We start from the raw sequence: 15,486 nt of genomic DNA, 5'->3' as shown, positions 1-15,486 counted from the left end.
AGCCGGACATGACGCACTACCATCATGTCCGGCTTCGCTGGAGCCTTGTCTGGCCGTGCCGCGCGGCTCAGCCGCCGAAGCTGTAGCGCATGCGCACACCGAACATGCGCGGCTCCCCGTAGATCACGCTTTGCGCGCCGATCGTCTGGAAGATGCCCGTGTTCGAGATCAGATAGTTCTTGTTGGTGAGGTTGGTTGCAAACAGGCTGAGATCAACGGGCGCCCCCATCACGCCGCGCCAGTCAAGCGTGGCATTGAGCAGGCCGAAGCTTGGCAGACGCACGCCGGGTTCATTGATCGTGCCATCAGGAAAACGCTCGGTCGAGAACGGCGCGGTTTCCTGAGCGTCGGTCCAGTTGTAGCTGACGAAGAGGCTGAAGTTGCCCACATCATCCGATACCGGCACGTTGAAACGGCCATAGACCGAGACAATGTTCGGCGAGAGATACTGAAGCGGACGGCAGCTCATGTCGGCCCCGGCAAACACGCGCGGCGAGGTGATCGATTGCGCCGTGCAATCCCAGACACCCGACGTTGAATCGAACGTGAAGGATTTGTATTTCGCGCTCAGGTGGCTGTAGTTGCCGCCAAGTTCGATGTTGCGCGTGGGCTGGATCATCGCCTCGATCTCTACGCCCTTGATTTCCGCCGAAGCGTTGTTGAGCGTGATCGCCCCGTTGCCGCCGGTGGCGTTGTTGAAGTCACCCGCAGCGCGCTGGATGTTCTGGTAATCGAGCCAGAACCCGTTGACGTTCAAGCGTCCGCGCATTCCGCCCATGGTGAAGTCGCTCTTGAAACCGGCTTCGTAGTCTGTCACCGATTCCGGGCCGAACGTGCGCGTGGTTTCAAACACTGCATAGGAGTTGAAGCCGCCAGCCTTGTAGCCTCGTGTCACCTTGCCATAGAGCATGAGGTTGTCGTTGGGGCGATAATCAAGGCCGATGGTCCAGTTGGGCGACGAGCTTTCAAGCTTTGCGCCAAACCGGCAGGTAGTGCGCGGATCGGCGATCGACTGGGTGGGATTGGGATTCGCCTTCCACGAACATGCCGAAACGAACTGCCCCCCGCCCGGCAAAGGCGTGTAGTTCCACGATGCCGTCGTCCCGTCGACCGTATCCCAGGTATAGCGGTAGCCTGCGGTCAGGCGCAGCCGTTCAAGCGAGGGCGAGAACGCGCCGAAATCGAGAGAGCCTTGGGCATAGAGCGCCTTCGATTCGTTGGTCACGCCGATTTCGCTCTGCCCGATGGGACAGCCGTTGACGCTCTGCAACGCGCAGACGTTGGTCGAATAGGATACCATCGTGCCGCGCGGGCTTTGCTTGTAGTAGAAGCCGCCAACCGTATAGACCAGCTTGTCGTCCAGTGCGTTGCCCTGAAGCTGGAGTTCTTCCGTCACCTGCTTGTACCAGTCGCGCGGGGCCGTGCGGCTGAGCGTGGTATTGCCGGTATCGTAGATCGGCGCGATGGTCCCGTCCTGATCGTTGGCGTAGAAGGACTTCAGTTCCGAATAGCTGAAAATGTTGCGCAGCTTGAGCGTGCCGGTCAGCTCAATATCGGTCGTGTTGCTGACACTCCACGATTCCAGCTTGGCAAAGCTGTCCATGCCGTGCGCGGTCTTGCGGATGCCACGCGCATTCTGGTCGGCAAGCAGGTTGGTATAGTAGCTGCAATTGGCAGGCCCGGTGCCGGCGCCGCAGAAGTTGAACGTGGGTGCGATGGCACCCAGCGGGAAGGAAACGCCGGGCGCAACCGGGATCGGCCGGGTGGCGATTGCGGTGAAATAAGCGGTGTTGAAGTTCTTGGCGATGGAACCCGTGCCGTTGCTGTGCGATTTGCCATAGGTGACAAGGGTATAGTTCGTCACACCTTCGAACGGCTCGATCCACAGACCGGCCCGGCCCATGCGCCAGTGCTGGTCATCACGGTCCTTGTTCCAGTTCGTATCATAGGTGAAGCCATCGCGATCGCGCGATGCGCCGACAAGGCGCAACCGCACCTTGTCCGAAATCGGCACATTGAGAACGGCTTCCACCTCGACCATGCTGTAATTGCCGAAGCCCGCCTGAACATGGCCTTCAAGCCTGTCAGTCGGCTTGGCAGGCGTCAGCAGGATTGCGCCGCCCGTCGTGTTGCGTCCGAACAGCGTGCCCTGCGCCCCGGCGAGCACCTGCACGTTCTGAAGGTCGACGAAGTTGCCCGGACCGCCCTGCCCCGAAAGCGTGATGGCCGAAACCAGCGGAACCTCGTTCATGTAGACCACGACCGCCGGGGATCCCTGGAAAGAAGCGCTCTGCCCGCGGATCGATGGCGACATGACATCGCGCGAAGCCTGCCCGTTCGGGCCGACGACCAGCGACGGAACAGATGCCTGCAAATCCTGCAACTGGGTCAGCCCGCGCTCGCGGATTGCCTGCGCAGAGATTGCCGTGATCGAGATCGGCACGTCCTGCGCGCGTTCCTCGCGGCGGTTGGCGGTCACGATGATTTCCATGTTGCTCGGCTGCGGGCTTTCCGCGGCCTGGTCGGATGCCGGGCCCTGCCCGGCATCTTCTGCTGCATGCGCCGCATGGGCCAGACCGAACGCGCCAGCTGCGGCCCCCGCCATCAGCACGCCATTCCTCAGGCGCGTCCAACGGGATGGCGCAGCGCTATCGCAAGCTTTTCCTTCAGGCATTGGTATCTCCCTCCGATACGTGTTTGGCGTGACCCGCGCAGATTGCCTGGAGGAGGAGAGGGCGATCTTGCTGACGCAAAGGCTTTCGCAGCCCCAAGCCGCGACTCGTTCCCGTCATCACCCTCTTCCCGGACGCCCCGGATTCTGCTCTCTTGTTGAGCGCACACTAACAACTACGCAAAATACATGCAACATCGATTTTTTGGTGAAGGTTGCGTAATTTTGATATGTCTATCATGCGATAGTTGCAGACCGATCGCCTCACCCTCACGTTGCAACGATCCAACCCGGAGCGAGCCTGACGGCATGACGCGCCTGACCCGGCTCGAACATCCATGCGATTGGCAAGCCCCCCACACGGGATTGACGAGGTTGCTCAAGATTAGTAAGCGAATACACACTTTAAGATCGGCGTCGCGAAATGCGCCACGCAAGTCACGGAGAGAGCCATGGCCAACGCATCCATTTTCCGTCCTGTCGCTCCGCCGCGCATCATCGAGGATGCCTTCACGCCCGATCAGCACGCCCGGATGCTCGACATCGTGCGCCGCAATGGCCCATGGTCGCTTATCCTCGCCCAGCACTTCAAATCACCTGAGGAAGTCGTCGCGACGACCTCAGGCTCGGTTCCCGAAGGCTTCAAGCCCACGTGGGACATGTTCCTGTCTCCGGTTTTCCGCGGATACTTCGGCACGGCATCCACCCCGTTCTATCCCGAAATCGAGGATTGCTTCTTCAACAGCCGGTTTCTCGCCCTGGTGCGGGACTACTGGGGCGCGAAATATGCAACGCCGGAGAACATGCTGTTCAACATTCAGGGCCCGTGCTCCGGCGGGGGCAGTCCCCATGTCGATGCCACCCGGTTCCGGGGGGTATCCATGCAGACCACGCCCATCTGGCTTATGAACATCATGGTGAAGTCCAATCTTTTCGAACGCTGGCGCGCCAAGAAGGCACAAGTCATCACCTGGTATTACAAGGGCCGGATCGGCGGCGGCTTTACCTACTGGCCGGACGGGCCGTTCGAGGAGCCCAAGCAGATCAATGCGCCGATGTGGGGCCGCGCGGTCGTGGTCGAGAACGAGAAGATGTTCCACACTGCCGAAACGAACGGACCGGCGGCAATGCGTCGCCCGGAAGGACTGGCCATTCATTCCATGATGGAAGCAGACCCCGAAAACGCTGGCGGATGGCGGATCACCACCGACAGCAAGGTCATCCAGAAGATTCCTGAGGAGGAGTTCCGCTTTCTCGTGCACTGGGGGGCCGACATCTTCATGGACATGGCCGAGTTCAAGCGCGCCCATGACCATACGGATGACCTGACCCACGAGATGATCTTCGACATCATCCTCTCTGACCTGCGCAAGCGCGGCGAGTCTTTCGCAACGCCCGCCGATCCGCTGACGGATACGGCCTTCATCGGCCTGCTCACACGCGTCTATGACGCCGGACAGCCGACGATCTTCCCCCCGGAACCGGTTGAGCGCGAGGCTGCCTGAGAGAATTGACTGAGAGAGGGCGTCGCCACCCCCTCTCTCCACGTTGTCAGTCGAGGAACAGACCTCGCAAGAGGCGATTTGCCGCGCGCCGCCCGTGTGCGTGCAATACGGCCGTCGGCAGATCTTGGCCTGCGGCAATCGCGCGGTTGCCCTGCATGGCAAGAATGATCCCCTGCCGCGCCAGCCAGCGTGCATCGGCATGGCTGGTGCGGTGGGCGATCCACTGCGCCAGCGGACCGATCCACGGTTCGCGCACAATGTCATGCACATGTCGCGCAAGGGCCGGATGACACCGCGATGCTGCAATGATCATGCGGTGCAGGCGGACCGAGGCGGGAGATGCAAGATGCGCGGCGGCATCAGCCATGAACGGACCGAGGCTTTCGTCATCGTGCAGCCGGGGCGGCGCTGCCATCATTGCGAGCGAACGCGCAAGATCGCGGACCACTGCGTCAAACAGCCCCGTCTTGCTCTGGAAATGCCGATAAAGCGTGCCACGCCCTACCCGCGCCTCGCTGCCGATGGCGCCGAGACTGGCCGCTTCGTAACCTTCGCGAAGGAAATGGTCGGCTGCCACATCGATCAGCCGGCGCAGATGCGCAGGACGGGGGGGTATTTCAGCTTCGACGCAAAGGCTGACATCCCTTGCGGTCACACACGGCATCGGCTCGCCCTTCATGCCCAGAATGCCTCCGGCAAAAAGCGCTGCGACACGCCTCGATTGCCGCTGGCGCAATTCTTCCGCCGGAGGGGAGAAGCCCATCAGCAGCGCCGAACCGCCAACCGCAAGGGACCCCAGATCAAGCGCATCCTCAATAGTGGGGACGAGTTCCCGATTGCTGCCTTCAGCCAGCGCGCCGAGCGCGTTGCGCACCGGCTCCATGCTTCGGGTCTGACGATGGTGCAGTTCTGCTGCGAAGGCGGGCATTCGCTCACCAATTCCTGCGGCCAGCCACAGGGGCGCAAGCAGCCCGCCATCGCACGCCGCATCGAGTATGGCCCGCGCCAGACCGGCAAGCACATCTTCCCGCGCCATTCCCGCGCGAGGCAGGCTTTCCACATGACTGACGAAGCGCCCGCCCATATCGTCGAGCGCGGCGCGAAACAGGGCCTGCTTGTCCGAAAAGTGCCGGTAGATGGTCTCCTTGCTCACGCCGGATTGTCGGGCAATGCCATCGATGCTCGCCGCATCAAAGCCGCTGGCCATGAACACGTCCCGCGCCACGCCAAGCAGGTGCGAGATGCGCGAAGGTGTTAGCCTGCCAGTCGCAGCGCCATTTCCTGTCTGGTCCATGCGATCCCTATAACACCGCGCCGGATTGTCGCACCCCTTCCGTATGCTTCGCTTCTGCGCGCCGACGCGCCAGACAGCACGTTCCACGCCACCTTGCAAAGCCTGACGCGAAACGCTTGCACCAATCCGAACGGTTCGATACCGTTCGGATTGGTGCAAGGATAGCCTCAAAGGACTCGCCGTGACTGACATTCCCTATCTCGCGCGGGGCATCATGCCTGTGGAAACCCCATCAAGCGTGCTGGTTTCCTCATCCAAGTATCTCAACAACCCGCGCCTTCGCGACTGGCTGGCAATGATCCTGTTGCGCCGCAATGGGCCCGATCTGCCGCCCCCGGCGGAAATGTATGCATTCCTGCCGATCCTTGATGAACTGCGCGATCATGACGCGATCGAGGCCATGTTCATGGCCGAGCGCAAGATCAATCCGGAACTCGACGCCTGGCTGTCGGAAGGCTTCTACTCGACCTACACGATAGAGGATTTTGCCGACTATGAACCGGGCACCCTTGGCGGAATCTTCTATCAGTGGATCACCGAAGGAAATTACGAGATCCAGATAACACCCTGGCGGGAGCCGAAAAGCCAGCTTGAGTTCTATAATCTGCGTTCAGGGCAGACGCATGATTTCGAGCATATCCTGTGCGGCGGCGGGTTCAACTTCATGGGTGAACTGGTGCCCTACTGGTATCGGCTGACCAATGTGTTCAAGTTCATCCACGATCCTGAACTGGCCGCGGAACTCAGCCTGATCCAGATTTTCGGATCATTGCGATATACCGTGCGAACGCTGCTCCATTACCCTCAGGTGTGGGATACCTGCACCGATGCGATTCAGCGCGGGATCACCGTGGGCAAGGCAAGCGACGCACTGTTCATGAAGAAGCTGGAGCCCTTCTTTCACTTGCCGCTGGCCGAAGCCCGCGCCGCGCTGGGGGTGCGCGGAGCGGTGGACGTTGACACCGATATCGAAGGCGCGTTCTGGGCAGGCAAAGCGCCCGCTTCCGCCTTGTGTGCAAAGGCCATGCCCTGCTGATCCACCGCCCCCCCCCCGCAAGGGCTGGTCCCGCTGACCGCTGGTAAGTGGCGCGCTTGTCCACCGCATTTGCCCCGGCGCCGCCAGACCGCGGTTGACAGATACGGGTGCAGACATAAGTGAGTGTTCATGACACGCAAGCGCATCCCCGGAACCGAACGGCGCACGCAGATTGTGATGGCTGCAAGGCGGGTGTTTTCGCGGCATGGCTATGATGGCGCCAAGACCTTGCAGATCGCCCGCGAAGCGGGCGTGTCCGAAGCGCTTGTCTATCGTCATTTCCCCAGCAAGCTGGCGCTTTATCGCGCGGTGCTGCGGCAGGTGTTCCTTGAACAGGACGAACGCTGGCGCGAGCAGGGCATCCACGCAGAAGGCGCGCGCGGCCTTGCCGAGGCGATCCACGGCTTCATCCATGCCTGTGTTGCCGATGCGGCCGATGCCGAGCGCTGCGACATCCACCGCATGACCCTCGCCAGCCTTGCCGGCGACGGCTCCTACGCAAGCCTGATCTACCGCCGCTCCCAGAGGCGCAATGCAACGGCCATGAATGCTGCCTATGCATCCGCGCGCGCGGAGGGCGGTCTGGTCGGAATGGCACTGGATGTTCCCGCCGCAGCCATGTTCATCGAGCATGTCGGCACAATGATTACCGCCATCATGGCCTTGCCCCCTGCGGCGCGCCCTTACGGCCTTGAAGGGGACGATCTGGTCCGTCAGGCAACATGGTTCTGCCTGCGCGGCATCGGCATGCCGGAAAAGATCATCGAAGATTACTTCGCCCATTCTGGCTGAATCCAAGGGGCACATTGCCACATGAATGCCGCGCGCAGTCGCCATTTGTGAGCCGCCGCCCCTTATGATAAGTCAGCACTTACACGCAGAAGGAATCATGGGATGCTAAGGAAGGTCACGCTCAACGATACCGGTCTTGCGGTCAGCCGCCTGTGCTATGGCACCAACATGCTGGGCTGGATGCTCGATCAGGGCAGGTCAAACGCCATTCTCGACACCTTCGCCGGTCTGGGCGGCAATTTCATCGACAGCGCACGCTCCTATGGCGACTGGATGCCTGATGCCCCGATTGGCGCCAGCGAGCGCGCCGTGGGCGCATGGCTCAAGACACGCAAGCGCGAGGATTTCGTGATCGCCACCAAGGGCGGGTTCTTCGATCTGCGCGTGGGCGATTTCCGCAACCGAGTGACCCCGGATGACATCGCAGCCGATCTGGCGCAGAGCCTCGATCATCTGGGCATCGACATGATCGACCTATACTTCCTGCATGTCGACAACCCGGAAAGTCCGGTCGAACCGATCATTGATGCGCTCATCGATCATCGCGAAGCTGGCCGCATCCGCCATTTCGCTGCCTCTAACTGGGCAGCCGAGCGCATCAGTGCCGCCAATGCCTATGCCGCCTCTATCGGGAAGAAAGGCTTTGTCGCCTCGGAAACGTTCTGGGGCCTCGCCGTGCCTGATGCGGCCGCTGCCGCGCAGCAGGGCTACCAGCACTACTATGAGGGCGAATACGAGGACCTGCATGCCGCTGGCCTGCCGATCATCGCCTATGCCGCGCAATCGGGCGGCTATTTCACCAAGCTCGCCGCAGGGACCATCGGCGAACAGCTTGCGGCGCGTTATGCCAACCCGGCGAACCAACGTCGCCTCGCCGTGGCGCAGTCGCTGGCGGCGAAGCATGGCGTTTCGATCAATGAAATCGCACTGTCCTACCTGCTTAGCCAGCCGCACCAGACCATCGCCATCTTCGGAGGTTCCTCGCCCGAACAAGTGGCGGACAGCGCGAAGGCTGATGCCCTGACCCTCACCCCAAAGGAACTGGCCGCCTTGCGTAACGCATTAAGCGTGCCCTGACTGAGTTCGGACCCTAGCCCATTGCCGCGCGCGCGCTGTCCACGGCGTGCTGCGCGCGCACTGCAACAGACTCGGCCTCAACCGCATGGTTGCGCGGGATCTCGACGCTCAGCGGGCAACCTACGGGCAACGCGCGCACAAAGCCCGCAACATCGAACGCGCCCTGCCCGCACAGCATTCGTTCGCTCGACGCCTCTGCCTCGGCATTGGCCGGTGAAAGTGCCGGACCATCGGCAACCTGACCATAGAGCACATATTCGCAAGGCGCCGCTGCAAGCCCCGAAATGGACCCGCCAGAACGCATAAGGTGCAGGAGATCGACATTCACCCCGACCCTGCCCGGACGGTCGATCGCGCTGACCAGATCGAGCGCTGCCGCCAGAGATCCTATCCGGCTTGGCGGATAGAACTCCACAGCCACTCTGAGGCCAAACTGCTGAGCCATGTCGCAAAAGCGGCCGAAAGTCTCGATGCGCCGTGCCGGTTCGCGGTCGTACACCAGCGCATTTAGAAGACCTGCTCCCAGCTGCGCCGCACAGTCCATCGCGGTGGCAAACGCCGCGACATCAGTGCGCCCGGAAAGCGTGAAAGGATAGGCAAGGTCGAGCGTCACCCCCAGATCGTCCATTACCCGCCGCACCTCGGCCCGCGCCGCCCTGTCGCCATAGAGGTCGAACTTCGGCATCAGCGGCAGCACGTCCATCGGCTCCATGAAGAGACACATCGCATCGCATCCAGCCCCGTGGGCCGCCTGCGCAAGCTGGATCGGCGTCGTGTCAACAACGGTCATATGATCGAGGGCAAGCCGCTTCATGCGTAGAAGCCTAACCCTTGTGCAGGCGGCAATCCACCGATTTCTGATACGCAAATCAAGGACACATTGCGCATTATGTGCGATACAGGCACACCATGAAAGTCATAATTTACGCAAATTGCTATTAGCGTTCACTTACAAAAGTTGCAGCCACCGCGTGCCCATGATACGCTGATACCCGTTCGGCACATGAGAGAGGAGTGGCTGGCAATGGCAACCGCCGCACCCGAAATCGCGCATTCACCGATCAGCGACGGGTCGCTTTCGATGGGCCACCTTGCGCTGCACTACGGATCGCCCGAAGATGGGCCTGCCGCCGCGCGGCTCTTGGAGATCGCCGGGCTTGCGCAGACGCAGGTGCTCCCCCTGCCCGGCGGCAGCTTCTACCGCTTCGTGGTTTCATCCAGACACTTCGGGCGCGGCGATGGCATCATCTACCTTTCCTGCCTGCCCGAACCCCAGCGCAAACTCATTGCCGCCATTCATGAAGCCTTGCAGGTCGGCACGCCTGACGAGCATCAGGCGGTCAGGGACTACCGCGCAATGATGGCGCAGGATTTCGAGGCCAGCTTTCACTTCGGCTTCCTCGTCAATTCGCTGGAAGAACTGGAAAGCATGGTCCTGACCCTGTGGGATCTTGCCGAGAACGACACCGCCTTCAAGGGCCGCCTCACCATCGGCATGAACCGTGCGCGCCGGGGGGACGAGGCAATTGATGCCCGGCTCGATGCCTCGCCGGTATTCGGAAAGGCCACCCGCTATGCCTATGGCAGCGCAGGTGTGCAGGTCTTCGTGGAGACCGACCTGATCCGTGCAGGCCAGCTTGGCGAAAACATGTATCTCGAGTTCGACTATGTCTTCCCGGACAAGGACAGCCACATCCTTTCGGTGGTGGAAATCTGATCGCGCAAGCATGGACGTCAGGCGGCGGCTTGCCTGGCCGCCACCTCCCAGCGCAGACGCAGCGCGGTGAAACCCATCACCGATCCGCCGAACACCGATCCCGCGGGTTGCTCGTCAGCCAGGCTGAACTCCGGAATCCGCCGGAGCCACTGCTGCAATGAAACCATCACCTCGCGCTTGGCCAGAACCGAGCCGATGCAGCGGTGCGGGCCAACGCCGAAGGTGAGGTGCACATTCACCTTGCGGTCGAGGTCGATCACCTGCGGCGCCTTGAACACTCGCGGATCGCGGTTGGCAACCGTGTTGGGCAGGACCACGCGATCGTTGCGGCGAAACTGCACGCCGCGATATTCGCAATCGTGCGTCACCCGGCGAAACAGGTTGGATACGGCGTTGATCCGCATCAGCTCCTCGATGCCTCGCAAAAAACCGTCTGGATCGTCAAGCCGGTCCCGGAAGTGTTTCTGCGCAGCAGGCGTGGTGGCAAGATAGCGCCAGATATAGGCCATCGTATTGGTCACCGTATCCAGCCCCGCCACGAACAGCAGGAACCCGCAGTTGAGAATGTCCTCCCAGGAATGCTGCGCACCATTCTCATCGCGTGCCATGACGATCTGCGTGGCAATGTCGTTGCTCGGATTACGTTCCTTCTCGCGGAAAAGCTGGTCGAGCACGGCATAGATCTCGCCGATGTTCCGCGCTCGCGCTGCGGGATCGGTGCTGCGAAAGAAAGTGTTTGCCAGCGCAAGAAACTCGTCGAGCCGCTCCTCAGGCAGGCCGAACAGATAGAGGAAAGTTCCGGTCGGATAGCGCTCGGCGAACTCGGTGATGAAGTCGCACTCGCCCCGCGCAGCAAAGCCCTCGATGAGTTCCGCTGCGCGCCGCTCCAGCTCGTCCATCATCCCGCGCACCGCCGTGGGCGTGAACATCGGAGCGAGCAGACGGCGGAAGACGTTGTGCGCGGGCGGATCCACGCCCTGCGGCTGGACCACCGGAAACGGTTCTATCGGCGGCACTGGCGTCTGGTAGGTCGAAAACACCGTATGATCGCGGTAGGCGTCGACAATGTCCTCGTAGCGCAGGAACACCCAGTGCCCGCCGTTATGCGGCGTGTAGAAGATGTCAGGCACGCCCCGGCGCACCAGATCGTGCCATATCTCCGCAGGGTCCGACACGCCATCGGGGATGTGGAACATGTCGAAATCGACCATGCGGTCTGCCGGAACATGATCGGGCGGCGAAGGCTGGAACATCAGCGTCATTCTGCACCTTCCGCCGGGCCTGACCTTGCAACACGCAACGCGCCTTCAGGGCAGTTGCGCACGGCAAGGCGAACCTTATCCTCCAGCGCGGCAGGCACCTCGTCCTGCACGATCACCACCTTGCCTTCGACGGCATCGGTTGCGAACACTTCCGGGCAAAGATCTTCGCACCGGGCATGGCCTTGGCACAGGGAATGGTTGACAATGACTCGCATCATGCGGCCTCCTCTCCCCTTCTGGCTAAACCGCATGGGCAGCGGAACCCAAGCGCTTCGATCAAACTCAAGGCGCCAAAAGCAACGCTTTGCGCCATCATTGGCCCAGAGCCAGACTGCGCATGTTGCGGGCCGCCTGCGTCACCGGCACGATACCGCTAAACAAGCATTCAGGTGATCGGGAGAGCATGGAAAGCCTTGATTTCGACTTTGTGATCGTCGGCGGCGGGGTGGCGGGATGCATCCTCGCCAATCGCCTTTCTGCCGATCCGCAGTGCCGCGTCCTGCTGCTGGAAGCGGGTGGCAAGGATACCAGCGCGCTGATTGCTGCGCCGGGCGGACTGCTGCCCATCATGATGTCCGGCGCGTTTGCCTGGCCCTATGTTTCCGCGCCCCAGCGCCATCTCGATGACCGTGTGCTCTACCTGCCCCGTGGCAAGGTTCTTGGCGGCGGATCATCGATCAACGGCATGGTCTATGACCGCGGCTTTCATTCCGATTACGATCGCTGGGCGCAGGCAGGCAATCGCGGATGGTCCTTCGCAGAGGTGCTGCCCTATTTCCGCAAGCTCGAAAGCTTCAGCGCGGCCCAGAACGAATGGCACGGCAACAACGGCCCGATCCGGGTCACCCGCGCAGCGCAGGAACATCCTTTCGCCCAGGCATTCCTCAAGGCCGGAGCGCAAGCTGGCTACCCTCTGACCGACGACCTCAATGGTGAAACCCGCGACGGGTTCGGCGCGGTCGATCTCACCGTTGGCAATGGGCGTCGTGCAAGCGCGTCCTCGGCCTACCTGCGCCCGGTGCGGAAGCGTCCCAATCTCACCGTGCTGACCAGGGCACACAGCCGCCAGGTGATGTTCGATGGCACCCGCGCCACCGGCATTGTATTCCGCCAGGCCGGGGCAGAAATGCTTGCCAAGGCCGCCCGCGAGGTGATCCTCTCGGCAGGGACGATCAACACGCCGCAATTGCTGATGCTTTCGGGCGTCGGCCCCGCCGCCCACCTCGCCGAACACGGTATCGCGCTGGTCCATGACCTCCCCGGCGTCGGGCAGGGTCTGCAAGACCATCTTGCCGCCCACGTGAAGTTTCGCTCGACCAAGCCATGGTCGATGCTGCGCTTCCTCAACCCCTTGCGCGGCGCGCTGGCGATGGCGCAATATCTCGTCTTCCGCTCCGGCCCGCTGGCCGATCCCGGCATGTCGGTCGCCTGCATGGTCCGCTCCGATCCGGCGCTCGACGAACCGGACATCAAGATGCTTCTGGTCTCGGCCCTGTTCGGCCAGAACGGGCGCAAGATGGCGCCGATGCATGGCTTCTATGCCCACATCAACGTGGCGCGCCCACAATCGCGCGGCAGCGTGACGCTTGCGAGCGCTGATCCCGATGCCCCCCCGGTAATCGACCAGAACTACAATGCCACCGATAATGACCGGCGCGTGATGCGCGAAGGCGTGCGCATCGCCCGCCGCATTTTCGCCCAGAGCGCCTTCGACGAAATGCGCGGGGAAGAACTCGCCCCCGGTACGCATGTCCAGTCGGACGATGAAATAGACGCCTATATCCGCGCCCACGCCGAGGCCGACTACCATTCGACCAGCACCGCCCGCATGGGTTCCGATCCGATGGCCGTGGTGGACAATGCCCTGCGCGTGCACGGCCTCAAATCGCTCCGCGTGGTCGATGCGTCGATCATGCCGCACCTGCCGGGAGGCAACACCGCCATCCCGGTCGCGATGATTGCCGAGAAGGCCGCCGACCTTATTCTCGCGAAGGGGCCGAGGTCATGAAAAGCATAGCATCATTGAAAACAAGGGCAATGGTCTGTCACGCCCCCGGCGCAGCGCTGGTCGAGGAACTGCTCGATCTCGCCCCGCCCGGCCCCGGCGACGTGCTGATCGAGATCATGGCGAGCGGGCTTTGCCACACCGACCTCAGCCAGATCGAGGGCAAGGCCGCGCCCTATCCCTTTCCGGTCGTCGTCGGCCACGAAGGTGCAGGCATCGTGCGCGAGGTTGGCGCGGAAGTGACCTCGGTCAAGGTCGGCGATCATGTGATCCCGGTGGGCATCGGCGAGTGCGGCACCTGCGGAAATTGCCGGTCGGGCAAGACCAACCTGTGCGAGATGTTCCTTGGCGACATGGCCGTCCAGCCCAGCCCCTTCTCGCTGAACGGCAACCCGGTGTCCTCCTACTCAGGCGTTGGCAGCCTTGCCCAGTTCATCGTCACGCCAGAGCGCAACGTGGCCGTGGTCCGCAAGGACGTTCCGTTCCACCTTGCCTGCACCGCCGGTTGCTGCGTTGCGACGGGCGTCGGCGCGGTGATGCACACCGCCCATGTCGAGAGCGGCGCGACCGTTGCCGTCTTCGGCCTTGGCGGCATCGGCCTCAATGTCGTGCAGGGTGCCCGTCTTGCCGGGGCCTCGCGGATCATTGGCGTCGACATCAACCCGCTGCGGCGCGAGCAGGGCCAACGCTTCGGCCTGACCGACTTCATCGACGCCCGCAGCAACGATCCCGTGGTCGCCATTCAGACACTGACCGGTAGTGGGGTCGATTACGCCTTCGAGTGCGCCGGGAACGTCAAGCTCATGAACCAAGCCTTTGAATCCACACGGATCGGCTGGGGCTGCACGGTCGTCCTCGGTGTTCCGCCCGATGGCCAGTCGATGCAGTTGATCCCCTTCCAGCTCCAGCTTGGGCGGCGGGTGCAAGGCTCGTTCATGGGCAACGTCAAGGGGCGCAGCGCGTTGCCGGGACTTCTCGATCACTTTGCCCAAGGACGCCTGAACCTTGCCGATCTGGTCACTCATCGCCTCCCGATGAGCGAGGTCAACGAAGGCTTCGACCTGATGCGGCGCGGGGAATCGCTGCGCACAGTCGTGGCCTTCTGAAGGTCAATGCGCATTCCGTCGCAGCCCGGACCTGTTATGCCGGCCGCAGAGAATGCGCAAGGCGAGCTGCGGACATGGCACCGGGACGGCGAACCATGATCGACTATGCGCCCCGCATCCTGACATGCGTGAAAACGCCCCTCGGCCGGGCCGAAACGGTCGAGTGGCACTGGCCGGACATGCTCGACTTCACGCGGCGGGAAAGCGATCTGATGATCGAAATGTCGGTCCCGCCCACCTCGGCCAACGCATCGGCCTGTTTTCCGGAAATCGACGAGCAGCGGCGCTGCTTCATGGGCACCCTGTTCGTGCGCTGGCCGGGTGTGCTGGTTGCGGGCCGATCGGAAGGCGGGCGTATCCGTGTGGTGCGCTGCGTGTTCGGACCGGAGCAGACGGCGCACTTGATGGCCCTGCGCCCCAAGCCCAACCTTGCTTTCCTTCAAGGGTTGCTCGCGATTGGCAGCGAAACCTTGCGCCTGTTGCTGGGGCTGATGCAGCGCGAGCTGGAGAACACAACCGACCGCCGCGAGGACGCTGTGGCTGCGCTGATCGGTCTGGCGGCAATCGAACTCGAACGCGTGATTGGCCAGCAGGTTCGTCCATCGGTTTCAGGGCGGCTGGCGCCATGGCAGTTTCGGCGGATCCGTGAAAGGCTTGCCCGGCCGGGTCTTCTGCCGTCCGTGGCAGAGCTTGCCGCCCTATGCGGTATCAGCCCGCGCCATCTTCAGCGACAGTTCCTTGCACTGACCGGGAAGACAGTGGCTGATTACATGGAAACGACCCGGATCGAGAAGGCCAAGGCACTGCTCGAACAAGGCGACCTGCCGGTGAAGGCGGTGGCGCAGGCTTGCGGCTTTTCCCACCCCAACAGCTTTACCCGCGCCTTCCGCCGGTCAACCGGGCAGACGCCCCGCGCCTTCCGTCAATCCGCAGGTGGCGCCAGGGTGCAGGCCATCGCCGGTCCGGGACGATAGCCTCTTGCACAAACCGAACGGTCTGATACCGTTCGGAGATTTCAAGC

At 62.3% G+C, this 15,486-nt stretch carries 13 protein-coding genes; 8 read left to right on the top strand and 5 right to left on the bottom strand.

Annotated features, from left to right (window positions below):
* Positions 1-67: 67 nt before the first annotated feature.
* Positions 68-2,605, bottom strand: a complete 2,538-nt coding sequence (locus tag DKM43_RS11950) for a TonB-dependent receptor (RefSeq protein WP_236632549.1) — start codon at positions 2,603-2,605, stop codon at positions 68-70.
* A gap of 518 nt (positions 2,606-3,123) precedes the next feature.
* Here DKM43_RS11950 and DKM43_RS11945 point away from each other — a divergent pair.
* Positions 3,124-4,176, top strand: a complete 1,053-nt coding sequence (locus DKM43_RS11945; protein WP_109798743.1) for a hypothetical protein — start codon at positions 3,124-3,126, stop codon at positions 4,174-4,176.
* A 46-nt stretch (positions 4,177-4,222) separates the two neighbouring features.
* On the opposite strand, the gene DKM43_RS11940 is transcribed toward DKM43_RS11945, so the two are convergent.
* Positions 4,223-5,470 carry a TetR/AcrR family transcriptional regulator gene (locus DKM43_RS11940; RefSeq protein WP_109798742.1) on the bottom strand — a complete coding sequence of 416 codons (1,248 nt, stop codon included), beginning with the start codon at positions 5,468-5,470 and terminating at the stop codon, positions 4,223-4,225.
* 181 nt (positions 5,471-5,651) lie between these two features.
* Here DKM43_RS11940 and DKM43_RS11935 point away from each other — a divergent pair, with 181 nt between their 5' ends.
* The 3 genes from DKM43_RS11935 (at position 5,652) to DKM43_RS11925 (ending at position 8,375) form a co-directional block, all read left to right on the top strand.
* Complete coding sequence (locus DKM43_RS11935) at positions 5,652-6,506, top strand: hypothetical protein (RefSeq protein ID WP_109798741.1); 855 nt, start codon at positions 5,652-5,654, stop codon at positions 6,504-6,506.
* A 129-nt stretch (positions 6,507-6,635) separates the two neighbouring features.
* The gene (locus tag DKM43_RS11930) at positions 6,636-7,298 is read left to right on the top strand and encodes a TetR/AcrR family transcriptional regulator (RefSeq protein WP_109798740.1); all 663 of its coding nucleotides are present in this window, start codon (positions 6,636-6,638) and stop codon (positions 7,296-7,298) included.
* Between the two features lie 102 nt (positions 7,299-7,400).
* Positions 7,401-8,375 carry an aldo/keto reductase gene (locus tag DKM43_RS11925; protein ID WP_109798739.1) on the top strand — a complete coding sequence of 325 codons (975 nt, stop codon included), beginning with the start codon at positions 7,401-7,403 and terminating at the stop codon, positions 8,373-8,375.
* 13 nt (positions 8,376-8,388) lie between these two features.
* On the opposite strand, the gene DKM43_RS11920 is transcribed toward DKM43_RS11925, so the two are convergent.
* A complete protein-coding gene (locus DKM43_RS11920) occupies positions 8,389-9,165 on the bottom strand; it encodes a sugar phosphate isomerase/epimerase family protein (protein ID WP_236632548.1) in 777 nt (258 codons plus the stop codon).
* Positions 9,166-9,399: 234 nt separating this feature from the next.
* Between DKM43_RS11920 and DKM43_RS11915 the strand changes: the two genes are divergently transcribed.
* Complete coding sequence (locus tag DKM43_RS11915; RefSeq protein WP_109798737.1) at positions 9,400-10,092, top strand: hypothetical protein; 693 nt, start codon at positions 9,400-9,402, stop codon at positions 10,090-10,092.
* 17 nt (positions 10,093-10,109) lie between these two features.
* On the opposite strand, the gene DKM43_RS11910 is transcribed toward DKM43_RS11915, so the two are convergent.
* Together DKM43_RS11910 and DKM43_RS11905 are read right to left on the bottom strand one after the other, a co-directional pair.
* Positions 10,110-11,354 (bottom strand): cytochrome P450, encoded by a 1,245-nt coding sequence (locus DKM43_RS11910; protein WP_109798736.1) that lies wholly within the window; start codon positions 11,352-11,354, stop codon positions 10,110-10,112.
* Entirely contained in the window at positions 11,351-11,572 is a 222-nt protein-coding gene (locus DKM43_RS11905) for a ferredoxin (protein ID WP_236632547.1), read from the bottom strand. The genes DKM43_RS11910 and DKM43_RS11905 overlap by 4 nt, the downstream gene beginning before the upstream one ends.
* 185 nt (positions 11,573-11,757) lie before the next feature.
* Here DKM43_RS11905 and DKM43_RS11900 point away from each other — a divergent pair, with 185 nt between their 5' ends.
* From DKM43_RS11900 to DKM43_RS11890, 3 genes are all read left to right on the top strand, one after another.
* Positions 11,758-13,362 carry a GMC family oxidoreductase gene (locus tag DKM43_RS11900; protein WP_109798735.1) on the top strand — a complete coding sequence of 535 codons (1,605 nt, stop codon included), beginning with the start codon at positions 11,758-11,760 and terminating at the stop codon, positions 13,360-13,362.
* A 14-nt stretch (positions 13,363-13,376) separates the two neighbouring features.
* A complete protein-coding gene (locus DKM43_RS11895) occupies positions 13,377-14,465 on the top strand; it encodes a zinc-binding dehydrogenase (RefSeq protein ID WP_407938497.1) in 1,089 nt (362 codons plus the stop codon).
* 95 nt (positions 14,466-14,560) lie between these two features.
* Entirely contained in the window at positions 14,561-15,439 is an 879-nt protein-coding gene (locus tag DKM43_RS11890; RefSeq protein ID WP_109798733.1) for an AraC family transcriptional regulator, read from the top strand.
* Positions 15,440-15,486: the final 47 nt, after the last annotated feature.

It is taken from the genome of Novosphingobium meiothermophilum (assembly GCF_003171715.1).
In the GTDB taxonomy this organism is placed as follows: domain Bacteria; phylum Pseudomonadota; class Alphaproteobacteria; order Sphingomonadales; family Sphingomonadaceae; genus Novosphingobium; species Novosphingobium meiothermophilum.
This window is presented reverse-complemented; position numbering and strand designations above follow the sequence as displayed.